Raw genomic sequence first — 13,045 nt, forward strand, 5'->3', positions numbered from 1 at the left:
TACCCCCGGCCTTCGGCAGGGGTTCACGGCAGGTGGCGCGCCTTGAGGCGAGCCGCCGCCGCAGTGCCTTAAAGCCCTTGCTTGAGGCTGGCTTCCAGGTATTCGTCGATATCGCCGTCCAGCACCTTGTCGCAGTCGCTGCGTTCGATGTTGGTGCGCAGATCCTTGATCCGCGAGGCGTCGAGTACGTAGGAACGGATCTGATGACCCCAGCCGATATCCGACTTGGTGTCTTCCAGGGCCTGGGAAGCGGCGTTGCGCTTCTGCACTTCCTGTTCGTACAAGCGCGCCCGCAACATTTTCATCGCGGTGTCTTTGTTCGCGTGCTGGGAGCGTTCGTTCTGGCAGCAGACCACGGTATTGGTCGGTACGTGGGTGATCCGCACGGCCGAGTCGGTGGTGTTGACGTGCTGACCACCGGCACCGGAGGAACGATAGGTGTCGATCCGCAGGTCTGCCGGGTTGATTTCGATTTCGATGTTGTCGTCGATCTCCGGCGAGACGAACACCGCCGAGAACGAGGTGTGACGACGGTTGCCGGAGTCGAACGGGCTCTTGCGCACCAGGCGGTGCACGCCGATCTCGGTGCGCAGCCAACCGAAGGCGTATTCGCCCTTGATATGCACGGTGGCGCCCTTGATCCCGGCAACTTCGCCAGCGGACAGTTCCATGATGGTCGCATCGAAACCGCGTTTGTCGGCCCAGCGCAGGTACATGCGCAGCAGGATATTGGCCCAGTCCTGGGCTTCGGTGCCGCCGGAACCGGCCTGGATATCCAGGTAGGCGTTGTTCGGGTCCATTTCGCCGCTGAACATCCGCCGGAATTCGAGTTTTTCAAGGGCGCCGCGCAGGCGTTCGACTTCAGCGGCGACGTCGTCGACGGCACCCTGGTCTTCTTCGGCGGCGGCCATTTCCAGCAGGTCGCGGGCGTCGCTCAAGCCGCTGGACATGTCATCCAGGGTCTCGACGATCAGCGCCAGCGCGGAACGCTCGCGGCCGAGGTTCTGCGCATATTCGGGGTTGCTCCAGACAGCCGGATCTTCAAGCTCGCGATTGACTTCGGTCAGGCGCTCATGCTTTTGATCGTAGTCAAAGATACCCCCGAATGGTTTCGGAGCGCTCGGACAGGTCCTTGATACTGTTAAGGATCGGGTTGATTTCCATGGCGGGCAGCACTCGTCGGTGAACTTTTGAAAGCCGGCGAGTATAACCGAGTTGCGCGCGTCCCGGCAGCCCGCTTGGCGGGGTGAAGGCACAAAGTCATGTCCCCAGTGAAAAGATTACCGACCGCGTAGGTCATTAAACGCTTCATACGTAAGGCTTTTCTATTTTTTAGCCGCACTATTCAAACGCACCACCAAGGACAAGCAGACTCTCCCTTACCGCTAGAGTAAGGGACTACGCATGTTCATTTCAGCGCCACCAAACCGCTTTATCTTGAGCCTTCCGGGCTTGGAACCCGAGCTTCAGGTGCTGGCCTTCAGCGGCAGCGAAGCCATCAGCCAGCCCTACCGTTTCGAGCTGGAACTGGTCAGCCGACGCCCGGACCTGAACCTCGACGAGCTGTTGCACCAGCGCGGCTTTCTCGCCTTCAACGATGGCGGCGCGGGCGTTCACGGCCAGGTCTACGGCATCGGCCAGGGCGATACCGGCCAGCACTGGACGCACTACCACCTCACCCTCGTACCGCACCTGACCTATCTGGGCCATCGCTTCAACCAGCGTATTTTCCAGAACCAGAGCGTGCCGCAGATCATCGCCCAGGTGCTCAAGGACCACGGCATCCTCGGCAATGCCTTCAGCTTCAACCTCGCCAAGCCCTTCCCCGCTCGCGAGTACTGCGTGCAGTACAACGAGTCCGACCTGGATTTCATCCAGCGGTTATGTGAGGAAGATGGCCTGCACTACCACTTCCAGCACAGCCCGGCGGACCACCATCTGGCCTTCGGCGATGACCAGACCTTCTTTCGCCGGCTACCCGACGCGGTGCCCTATGTGCCGGACAGTGGCACCGTGGCCGCGACAGCGAGCATCCAGTCTTTCGACCTGCGCCTGGAAACCCGCAGCAGTCATGCCGCCTTGCGCGATTACGACTTCGAAAAACCGCATACCTTGCTGGAGCGGACGACCCGCAGCTCTGACGCCACAGCGCAACCGGAACTGGAGGACTATCGCTACCCGGGCCACTTCAAGCAGGACGCCGCCGGCAAACAGCTCAATCGCCGCCAGCTGGAACGCCACCGCAGCGACTATCGACAGGCCTCGGGCAAGAGCAATGAGCCACAGTTGGTCAGCGGCCACCTCATGACCCTGACCGATCATCCACAGCCGGACTGGAACGATCTCTGGCTGCTGACCCAGCTTACCCACGAAGGTAAACAGCCACAGGTGCTGGAGGAGTCGGCGCCGAGCCCGAGCAGTGCCGACAGCGATTTCCGCCAGGGTTACCGCAATAGCTTTCTCGCCACGCCGTGGGATGTGTTTTTTCGCCCAGCGCTGCGAGCGCGTGAAGCTCGTCGTCTGAATGCCCAGACCGCCATTGTCACCGGGCCGCCGGGCGAGGAAATCCACTGTGATGAATATGGCCGGGTGAAGGTGAAGTTCCACTGGGACCGCGCGGATGAAACCGGCGCTCAAAGCAGCTGCTGGTTAAGGGTGGCATCCGGTTGGGCCGGCCCGGGTCATGGCGCCATCACCCTGCCCCGGGTCGGCATGGAAGTGCTGGTGACTTTTCTGGAAGGCGACCCGGACCAACCACTGATCGTCGGTTGCCTGAACAACGCCGCGCAACAAACGCCCTACCTGCTGCCCGCGCACAAGACCCGCAGCGTGTTCAAAAGCCAGAGCAGCCCGGGTGGTGGCGGCAGCAACGAAATCCGTATCGACGACCTCAAGGGCCAGGAGCAGATCTATGTACATGCCCAACGGGATTTCGAGCAGCACATCGAACACGACCAGCAGGTACAGGTCGGCCATGAACGACATGAAAGCATCGGCGCCAACAGCTATGCCGAGTTCAAGGCTGAAGAACATCACACGGTTCACCAGGATCGTCGCGTCGAGGTGAAAGGTGATGACCATCTGACGGTGGGAAAGAGCCAACAGGTAAAAGCAGGGCTGGGCTACCTCGTCGAGGCCGGCCAGGAAATTCATTTCCATGCGGGCGAAAAAATCGTTATCGAGGCCGGTGCCGAATTGACGATCAAGGTGGGCGGCCACTTCATCAAACTCGACAGCAACGGCATCAGTCGAGTAGGCCCCGATGCCGCTGGGATCGCAGGTACAGGTGCGGGCATTGCCGTGTTGCCTGCTCTTAGCCCCGTCGCCACGGGACAGGCAGGAACCACACATCTCGCACCCGACAGCACATTCCAAGAAGCTCACGATGAGCAAATGCAGTTGCTCAACCGTTCCGGCACGCCGCTGAAAGGGATCAAGGTCGCCATCGCAGTTCCTGGAGCAACCGCCCCTCTGGTTGTCACCAGCGACGCCGACGGACTTCTCCCCCGCGTCAAGACCCAAACCGCCCAGGACCTCAAGGCGTTTCTGAGTTGGGACAAATTCCACGTCCCGGAGGGCGCTGACAGTTACGAAAGGAGTCGCAAGCAATGAGCGCAGATCCGATCCTCACCTGCACCACCAACACCCGACCCGGTTCGCTTTCGAAGCAGACTTTTGGTTGCGAAATACTCTGGGCCTGGGGCCAGCAGGAAGCGATACGCCGGCTGACGGTGGAGAAGCGTGATCCCTATTCACAACAGGTGCGCAACGAGCTGGTCGCCAGTTTCAGTGCTCGTGCCGCGCGCATCGCGGCGACCTATGCGCGGTTCTATCTGGAGCTGGAAGACGGTGGCAAACCCGAACTGAAGGGGCGTTTCTACTGGATGGGCCTGGCGGCTTTTGCCAGTAAACAGGTCAAGTGCGGGTTGGATTTCATACCCGACGCGCTGGCCGTCTCGGTGGGAGATTATCTGCCCAATCCAATGGCCATCGGCAAGGACGGGCTGGGCAAAGGTAATTTCTGGTTGTTCCAGGACATTTTTGTCTGGCACTGGTTTTACAGCCAATTTCCCGAGCAGTTCGAGGAGTGTGCGCTGGAGCGGAATGCGCTGAACTGTCCTGAATTGACACTGGCGGGGCTGAAGAGCTTGCCATGGGCGGAAGAGGCGCTGGCGACTTTGAATAACTTCAAGGTAAATCCTCATATCCTTGAAGCTTTTGAAACTATCAAGAAGTGCGAACAGGCCGCCACGGATAACAAGCCAGACCTGCAGTTCGACTCACTTTTAGCCATAGCCAACCATGAACAGCTAGAAATCCTGCAGCCACTTATCTACGAGAATCAAATCTTCCAAAAAGTGTTGGACCTCCAAGCATTGACAGAAGGGCTTCCCGGTTTCCCTTTAAGGGTTGCAGCTTTCAGTACGGCATGTGATGTAGAAGAAGAAAATCTTCGAGAGCAAATGACGGAAGGGGATCTGTACAACGAAACGCACAGAATGAAATTCATTACAAAAATTGCAAACAAATACCATTCACTAATGCAATACGACACCGAATACATGGAGGAGCGCATTACCTCTATATCCAACTGGTCTAATGCCGCATGAAAAAAATCTTGGTGGCAGCACTAATACTTGGACTCACCGCTTGCGACACCTCGAGTAATCCAGAGAAGCAAAAAATGAAAGACAGCCCCCCTATCATCAAAATCAGCCTTCACGAAGATATAAATGATGTCATAGCACGCAGCCCGATGCCATTCAAACCTGACTGCTTAGCGGCAGTGGGTGTATGTTGGCATGAAATTTCTCGTTCGCCCAATAGCAAAGAACTCCCTATCGCCAGTATAAAAACGGGGGTTCACACGCTACTATTAAATAATGCGTCAAGAATAAGCACTGTCATCTTTGATAGATTCGGTAGTCAAATCGAAAACATAGAAATTGTTTTGAGAGGGCTTCCCGACAACAGCCTACACACGAACCATCAAAATGCTATATACCAACTAATCGACGGTATCCAACGTGCTGGCTGGATTCACTACTACCGCAGGAGCGACCCTAGAGTTTCGGGCAAAGAGATGGACAAAATTCATACACCACGGGAAGTACTTGGAAAATTCACATCCAGCCATCCTTGGCTAGACCCAAACTACAGAATCGACATAAATCGCTGGCTTAAAGTAGGCTCATTTTATAATTGGTATTTTTACAACAACGGTTCATATCTGCACCTTAGAGCATGGCGTCGACTTTCAAAAAAACACCCAGACGAAAGAGGCACTTACTTAATAAGCTTAAATTTTTCAACAGAAGCAGAATTTTGGCGAACTCCCTTCCAAGGCGAAGACAAGCTTCGTTGGAAAGAGCTGATACCCGACGTGCTAGCGGTCGCAAAAAAACAACGCGAAGAACTGGAAGCCAAAGCCCGAGCCGCCGGTATAGAAATTGATGAGTCGTATCAAGACCCTCTGATCAAAGAGTTAAATTTGTGACCCAATACCAAAGTCAAATTTCAATTTTTACCCACCCATGAAAAGTCTGCCTCTTTTCCTGGTTGTCACCAACGACGCCAACGGACTTCTCCCCCGCGTCAAGACCCAAACCGCCCAGGACCTCAAGGCGTTTCTGAGTTGGGACAAATTCCACGTCCCGGAGGGCGCTGACAGTTACGAAAGGAGTCGCAAGCAATGAGCGCAGATCCGATCCTCACCTGCACCACCAACACCCGACCCGGTTCGCTTTCGAAGCAGACTTTTGGTTGCGAAATACTCTGGGCTTGGGGCCAGCAGGAAGCGATACGCCGGCTGACGGTGGAGAAGCGTGATCCCTATTCACAACAGGTGCGCAACGAGTTGGTCGCCAGTTTCAGTGCTCGTGCCGCGCGCATCGCGGCGACCTATGCGCGGTTCTATCTGGAGCTGGAAGACGGTGGCAAACCCGAACTGAAGGGGCGTTTCTACTGGATGGGCCTGGCGGCCTTTGCCAGTAAACAGGTCAAGTGCGGGTTGGATTTCATACCCGACGCGCTGGCCGTCTCGGTGGGAGATTATCTGCCCAATCCAATGGCCATCGGCAAGGACGGGCTGGGCAAAGGTAATTTCTGGTTGTTCCAGGACATTTTTGTCTGGCACTGGTTTTACAGCCAATTTCCCGAGCAGTTCGAGGAGTGTGCGCTGGAGCGGAATGCGCTGAACTGTCCTGAATTGGCACTGGCGGGGCTGAAGAGCTTGCCATGGGCGGAAGAGGCGCTGGCGACGTTGAATTACTTCCAGGTAAACCACCATATTTTTGAAGCTTTTAAAGCTATCAAAAAATATGAACAAGCCACCACCGCAGACAAACCAAGTTTGCAATTTTAGTCACTTTTAGCCATTGCCGACCATGAACAGCTAGAGGTTTTGCAGCCGCTTATCTATGAGAGCCATACATTCCAAAAAGTGCTGGATTTTCAAGCCTTGACAGAAGGGCTCCCTTACTTTCCTCTGAGAGTCGCAGCCTTCAGCGCAGCATGCAACGTAGAAGAGGAACATCTTCGCGTGCAAATGACAGAGGGTGACCTTTACAACAAAGCCGACAGAATGGAATTTATAGGGAGAATCGCGCACCAATATCACAAACAAATGCAAAAGGATATTGAAAACATGGAATCATCCATAACATCGATCTCAAACTGGCAAAACCTCGAGTGAAACACCTAACAATATTGATATTTTTTTTGCTACTAATCTCCCGCAAGGAAACTTACAGAACAGAGGATTCCAACATGCAAAAAGAACACCCGATTATTGAAATAAAACTCCAAGAAGACATCAGCTCAGTCATAACTCGCAGTCCATTTCCATTTAAGTCTGACTGCTCAAAAAACTCCAGCGTTTGCTGGTATAGCCTGTCAAACTCACACAATAGTAAAACGCTACCAACCGTCAAAATCAAAACTGGAGAGCATACTTTACTACTAAAAAATGCGACTACCATCACGTCTGACATATGGAGCAAATATGGCAACCAGATAGAAAGCATCGACATCACTCTAAGAGGGCTCCCCGACGACAGCCTACACACGGACTATCAAGACGCTCTATATCGGCTCATTGATGGACTCCAACGAGCAGGCTGGAGGCATTACTATGGAAGAAGCGACCCGAGAATTTCGGGCAAAGAGATGAATAAAATTGATACGCCGCGCGAAATATTAGGACAGTATGTATCCAGCCATCCTTGGCTAGATCCAAACTATGAAATCGACGTTGAACGCTGGTTAAAAATAGGATCATTTTATAATTGGTATTTTTACAACAACCACTCATACCTACATCTCAAAGCATGGCGTCAACTTTCAAAAAAACACCCAGACAAAAGAGGTACCTACCTAATAAGTTTAAGCTTTTCAACAGAAGCAGAGTTCTTGGGAGCGCCCTTCCAAGGCGATGACAAGCTTCGCTGGAAAGAGCTACTACCCGACGTGCTAGCGGTCGCAAAAAAACAACGCGAAGAACTGGAAGCCAAAGCCCGAGCCGCCGGTATAGAAATTGATGAGTCGTATCAAGACCCTCTGATCAAAGAGTTAAATTTGTGACCCATTGCAAAAGTCAAATTTCAACTTCTCACTCACCTATGGAAAGTCTACCCTTCTCCAACTTATAGATTTACCCGGAACGTGAGCGCGGGCTGGACGTTTAACTAATACACGGTCTTTTAGGCCCGCACTGGCCCGCGTAGGAGTCGAATTGCCGACTATGAGGACCTCGATCTAGCGGACATCATCGCCAGCAAGCTGGCTCCTACAGTACCGTGTTCGGTCAGGATACCGGGGCGCTGTGGATTCGGTCGGTGAATCGACCCTGCATCGCATCCAGCGCATCGCAGCCATCCTGCAACAGCAAGCAGCTGGCACCGGCAAAGTGCTGAAGATCACGGTCGCAGGTGTTGCCGATACTCATGCAGGTCAGGCTGTGGCTCAGGTCGCGGGCGGCCTTGATGCGCTGGATGGCGCACTCATACAGATCACGCACCGGGGCATCGAGATTGAGGGAGAGAACAGGGACTTCGGTGAGGTTGCTTTGCAGCGGGCGATATTGAGTCATTGCTAAAGCTCCATTAGGAATTAGGAGCCACCACCTTTTGCGGCTAAGCAAAATCAGGGTGGCAGCTGTACGCGGGTTAGCCGACCGGGTCCTATGGAGCTACACCCGACACACCCGAAGATGTCCCGCGCACAACCGCCATAACGCAAACGTCAGGCAGTAATAAGCGCCAGCATTGTAATGGCGGAGCCCAAGCTCCGTGAGGAATTTCGACCGGCTAAGATCGATCACCGAGGCGTCGGTGACGACCGAACTATAGTCCAGCCACTCACCGAATAGTCGCCGCTTTTACACCTTGAAATACTAGTCACTGCACAGGTCAATCATGACTATCAGTCCGAGTTATCCAGGAGCCATTGCCACAACATCCCGATTTTCGCACTCGATCGCCTGCAGCCCTTTAAAATGACAGGCAGCGTCGCCAGGCCTGTGCCATCCTTTATCCAGCCGCGGGTCGCGGCATTGCGTGATAGCCACCAGGCTATCCCCCTGAGCGGACGCTTTGCGACAACGCGCACAAGCTCAGCGAGCTTCATTTCCGAGCAAACGGCCATTGTTGCCCGCGCATCCTATCAATCCTCTAGGTCCAGGAACCTGGTTCATGCCCGTTCTGCCCAGCCTGCGCAGTCGCTTCGCGCTGATGATCGCCGTATTGGTCAGCCTGTTGAGCTGGTTGCTGGGCTCACTCATCAGCCACGACTCCAATTCGCGAATGATCAATGAAATCGGCCAGGACCTGGCCGAAAACGCCTACCAGATGTCCGATCGGCTGGACCGCGACATGGCCAGCCGGGTCAAGCTGCTGAGCGTCGTCAGCCACCTGCAGGTCCTGCAACAGGCCACGGACACCCAGCAGATCCGCCGCCTGCTCGAGCATGTGCAAGAGGAGTTCCCAAGCTTCGCCTGGGTCGGCTTCATTGCGCCCGACGGCGTCGTCAAGGCCGCGACCCAAGGTCTTCTGGAACAAGCCGATATCAGCGAGCGGCCGGTATACACCCAGGGCCGGGAGCAATTGTTCGTCGGTGATGTGCATGATGCCAAGCTGTTGTCCAAACTGTTGCCCAACCCCAAGGGCGAGGCGATGAAGTTCGTCGACATCAGCTTGCCGGTGTTCAGCAATGAACCGTCACAAAATCAAGTCGGGGTACTCGCGGCGCATCTCTCCTGGGGCTGGGCCGAAGAATTGCGCCAGTCCTTGCTCAACCCTATCCAGGCCCGGCGCGACGCGGAGTTTTTCGTCGTCACCGCCAACCATCAAGTCATCCTCGGCCCCAGGGAAGCGATCGGCCAGGCGCTGCCCCTGCCCCTGCTCGACAACCTTGGCACCCAGCAGACCCGCTGGGGCGTCCAACGCTGGCCGGACGGCAATGACTACCTCACGGGCGTTGCCGTGAGCCGCGGTCACGGCAGTTACGCAGGGCTGGGCTGGACCGTGGTGTCGCGCCAGACGCTTGACGAAGCCTACGCCCCGGCCAAGGCATTGCAGCGCGATATCCTGGTCTGGGGCATTGCCCTGGCGGTGGTCATCGCCTTTATCGGCTGGTTGCTGGCCACCTGGTTCACTCGACCGCTGCATGCTATCGCCAGGGCCGCCGACCGGTTGAGCCTCGGCGAATCCATGGAGATTCCCGAGGTCAAGGGCACCCGGGAAATCGCCCAGTTGAGCCAGTCGATCCGCCATCTGGTGGACAGCCTGAGCAATCACCAGACCGCCCTGGGCATGATGGAAAGCCTGGCCCACCATGATGCCCTGACCGGCCTGCCGAACCGCGCCGCACTGGAAAAATATCTGCCCCGTGCCCAGCAGCGCAGCCAGGCGCAGAACTACTGCCTGGCCTTGCTCTACCTGGATCTGGACGGCTTCAAGCCGATCAACGACCAGTTCGGCCATGCCGGTGGCGATGAGCTGCTCAGGGAAGTCGCGAGTCGCTTGCGCGTCTGCCTGCGCGAAGGCGACCTGGTGGCGCGCCTGGGCGGCGATGAGTTTCTGATGGTCCTGCAGGTACCGCGCCACGATGCCATTGACCAGGCGCGAAGCATTGCCCAGCGCGTGCTCGCCAGCCTGGGGCAAACCTTCCTGGTGCACGACGTCCACGCCCGGATCGGTTGCAGCATCGGCGGCGCGCTGTGGCCTCTCGATGCCCCGGACCTGAGCGACGTGCTGGGCCTGGCGGACCAGGCCTTGTACCGCGCCAAGCATGCGGGCAAGGGCCAGGCGCATTTTCACACAGAGGCATAAGGGTGGCGACTTGCACTGATCAGAGCGCCTCCAGCACGGGTCAGCTCGCAGCTGTCGTCCGCAAGGCTATCGATTAAAAAGATATACACTGGGTCGTATCCATAAGAACAACCTGCCGGCTGATCGGCATTGGTGCGCCCATGATGACCCTGCGTCAGATCCGTCACTTCATCGCCGTGGCCGAGACCGGCTCGATCTCGGCCGCGGCCCAGGCGGTGTTCATTTCCCAGTCGACCCTGACCCTGGCGATCCAGCAGCTTGAGCAGGAGATCGGCGTCAGCCTGTTCAACCGCCACGCCAAGGGCATGACCCTGACCCACCAGGGCCACCAGTTCCTGCGCCAGGCGCACCTGATCCTCGCCACCGTCGACAACGCCAAGCGCAGCCTGCAGCAAAGCACCGACCAGGTCGCCGGACAACTGACCATCGGCGTGACCAGCCTGGTGGCCGGCTACTACCTCGCCGACCTGCTGACCCGTTTCCAGCGCGCCTACCCCAACGTCGAGATCCGCGTGATGGAAGACGAGCGCCCCTATATCGAGCACTTGCTGGTCAGCGGCGAGATCGATGTCGGGGTGCTGATCCTCTCCAACCTTGAAGACCGTCATGCCCTGCAGACCGAGGTCCTGACCCACTCGCCGCATCGCCTGTGGCTGCCGGCCCAGCATCCGCTGCTGGAACACGACAGCATCAACCTGGCGGACGTGGCCCGCGAGCCGCTGATCCAGCTCAACGTCGATGAAATGGACCGCAACGCCCAACGCATGTGGCGTGGTGCCGGCCTGCAACCGCGGATCACCCTGCGCACCGCGTCTACTGAGGCCGTGCGCAGCCTGGTGGCAGCCGGGCTGGGGGTATCGATCCAGCCGGACATGACCTACCGCCCCTGGTCGCTGGAAGGCGACATCATCGAAGCCCGGCCGCTGGCCGACCTCAACCAGACTCTCGACGTCGGCCTGGCCTGGCGCCGGGGCACCGCCCGGCCGCCGCTGGTGGACCCGTTCCTGACCGTGGCCCGTGAACAACCTCATGGCGGACGCAAGCCATCGATTTAATCGAACGCCGCATTCAGTATTTAGTATTTGTCGACCTCCCGTCCGCCCACTAGTCTCTTGCCATCCATCTAGAGAAAGGCCGGACTCCAGCGATAGGGGACGCTCCATGGCCACACAAGAAAAGAGAACTCGCAAAATGGCTGGCGCGCACCCGACCCCACTGTTCACGGCGTTACTGATCGACGGTGAACTCGTTGGCGGCCTCGGCGTGGTCGAGCCGATCCTCAACCCGGCCACGGGGGAGGTGCTCACGCATATCGCCGAAGCCAGCAGCGAACAGGTCGAAAGCGCCATCCTCGCCGCCCACCGGGCCTTTGCCGGCTGGTCGCGGACCACTCCGCAACAACGCGCCGATCGCCTGCTGGCGATCGCCGATGCGGTGGAAAAAAACGCCGACCTGCTCGCCCGCCTGGAATCGCTGAACTGTGGTAAGCCCTTGCACCTGGCCCGCCAGGACGACCTGAGCGCCACCGTCGACGTGTTTCGTTTCTTCGCCGGCGCGGTGCGCTGCCAGACCGGCCAGTTGTCCGGCGAATACCTGCCGGGCTACACCAGCATGGTCCGTCGCGACCCGATTGGCGTAGTGGCCTCCATCGCACCGTGGAACTACCCGATCATGATGGCCGCCTGGAAGATCGCCCCGGCCCTGGCCGCCGGCAACACCCTGGTGTTCAAGCCATCGGAACACACGCCGCTGTCGATCCTGGCCCTGGCCCCCATGCTCGCCGAGCTGCTGCCACCCGGAGTGCTCAATATTGTCTGCGGCGGTGGCGAAGGGGTCGGCAGTCATCTGGTCAGCCACCCGAAAGTACGCATGGTGTCGCTGACCGGCGATATTGTCACCGGCCAGAAAATCCTCCAGGCCGCCGCCAAGAGCGTCAAGCGTACCCATCTGGAACTGGGCGGCAAGGCACCGGTGATCGTCTGCAACGATGCCGATCTGCAGGCCGTGGTCGAAGGCGTGCGCAGCTACGGTTACTACAACGCCGGGCAGGATTGCACCGCCGCCTGCCGGATCTACGCCCAGGCCGGTATTCACGACAAACTGGTGGCCGATCTTGGCGCGGCGGTCAGCAGTCTGCGGTTCGCCGGCAAGCGCGACGCCGACAATGAAATCGGGCCGCTGATCAGCACCCGCCAGCGTGACCGCGTCGCCAGCTTCGTCGAGCGTGCCCTCGGCCAGCCGCATATCGAACGGATCACCGGAGCCGCCGTGCATTCCGGAGCCGGCTTCTACTACCAGCCGACCCTGCTCGCCGGCTGCCGACAGAGCGACGAGATCGTCCAGCGCGAAGTGTTCGGTCCGGTGGTCACCGTGACCCGCTTCGATGAACTGAGCCAGGCGGTGGACTGGGCCAACGACTCGGAATACGGCCTGGCGTCATCGGTCTGGACCCAGAACCTGGACAAGGCCATGCAGGTGGCCGCGCGCCTGCAATACGGCTGCACCTGGATCAACAGCCATTTCATGCTGGTCAGCGAAATGCCCCACGGCGGCCTCAAGCGCTCCGGCTATGGCAAGGACCTGTCCAGTGATTCGCTTCAGGACTACAGCGTGGTACGCCACATCATGGCGCGCCACGGCCAGCATCTGTAACACGCTCTACTCTAATAACCAGCCCGCGACGGCACGCTGCATCACGTTCAACTGCCCCGACCATA

At 57.7% G+C, this 13,045-nt stretch carries 9 protein-coding genes and 1 pseudogene; 8 read left to right on the top strand and 2 right to left on the bottom strand.

Annotation, left to right across the window (positions count from 1 at the left end; all coding sequences use genetic code 11):
- Positions 1-68: 68 nt before the first annotated feature.
- Positions 69-1,164, bottom strand: a protein-coding gene (gene prfB, locus PFEN_RS02690) for a peptide chain release factor 2 (protein WP_191485488.1) whose coding sequence is annotated in 2 segments (ribosomal slippage) — positions 69-1,091 and positions 1,093-1,164 — 1,095 coding nt in all. Because the reading frame shifts where the segments join, the coding sequence is not laid out codon by codon here.
- Positions 1,165-1,404: 240 nt separating this feature from the next.
- On the opposite strand from prfB, the gene PFEN_RS02695 reads away from it, so the two are divergent.
- From PFEN_RS02695 to PFEN_RS02715, 5 genes and pseudogenes are all read left to right on the top strand, one after another.
- Positions 1,405-3,612, top strand: coding sequence for a type VI secretion system tip protein VgrG (locus PFEN_RS02695; RefSeq protein ID WP_191485489.1), 2,208 nt, complete (start codon positions 1,405-1,407; stop codon positions 3,610-3,612).
- Entirely contained in the window at positions 3,609-4,610 is a 1,002-nt protein-coding gene (locus tag PFEN_RS02700; protein ID WP_224770872.1) for a DUF2515 family protein, read from the top strand. Before PFEN_RS02695 ends, PFEN_RS02700 begins: the two co-directional genes overlap by 4 nt.
- Positions 4,607-5,497 (top strand): hypothetical protein, encoded by an 891-nt coding sequence (locus PFEN_RS02705; RefSeq protein WP_191485490.1) that lies wholly within the window; start codon positions 4,607-4,609, stop codon positions 5,495-5,497. Before PFEN_RS02700 ends, PFEN_RS02705 begins: the two co-directional genes overlap by 4 nt.
- A gap of 195 nt (positions 5,498-5,692) precedes the next feature.
- Positions 5,693-6,694: pseudogene (locus PFEN_RS02710) on the top strand (DUF2515 family protein).
- 74 nt (positions 6,695-6,768) lie between these two features.
- Positions 6,769-7,581, top strand: a complete 813-nt coding sequence (locus PFEN_RS02715) for a hypothetical protein (protein WP_191485491.1) — start codon at positions 6,769-6,771, stop codon at positions 7,579-7,581.
- Positions 7,582-7,804: 223 nt separating this feature from the next.
- On the opposite strand, the gene PFEN_RS02720 is transcribed toward PFEN_RS02715, so the two are convergent.
- On the bottom strand, positions 7,805-8,089 hold the full coding sequence (locus PFEN_RS02720) for a hypothetical protein (RefSeq protein WP_191485492.1): 285 nt from the start codon (positions 8,087-8,089) through the stop codon (positions 7,805-7,807).
- Positions 8,090-8,690: 601 nt separating this feature from the next.
- Between PFEN_RS02720 and PFEN_RS02725 the strand changes: the two genes are divergently transcribed.
- The 3 genes from PFEN_RS02725 (at position 8,691) to PFEN_RS02735 (ending at position 12,980) form a co-directional block, all read left to right on the top strand.
- Positions 8,691-10,328 (top strand): diguanylate cyclase domain-containing protein, encoded by a 1,638-nt coding sequence (locus PFEN_RS02725; protein ID WP_191485493.1) that lies wholly within the window; start codon positions 8,691-8,693, stop codon positions 10,326-10,328.
- Between the two features lie 140 nt (positions 10,329-10,468).
- The gene (locus PFEN_RS02730) at positions 10,469-11,383 is read left to right on the top strand and encodes a LysR family transcriptional regulator (protein ID WP_191485494.1); all 915 of its coding nucleotides are present in this window, start codon (positions 10,469-10,471) and stop codon (positions 11,381-11,383) included.
- 106 nt (positions 11,384-11,489) lie between these two features.
- On the top strand, positions 11,490-12,980 hold the full coding sequence (locus PFEN_RS02735; RefSeq protein WP_191485495.1) for a gamma-aminobutyraldehyde dehydrogenase: 1,491 nt from the start codon (positions 11,490-11,492) through the stop codon (positions 12,978-12,980).
- The last annotated feature ends 65 nt before the right edge of the window (positions 12,981-13,045 follow it).

The organism is Pseudomonas sp. FEN (assembly GCF_904067045.1).
Lineage (GTDB): Bacteria > Pseudomonadota > Gammaproteobacteria > Pseudomonadales > Pseudomonadaceae > Aquipseudomonas.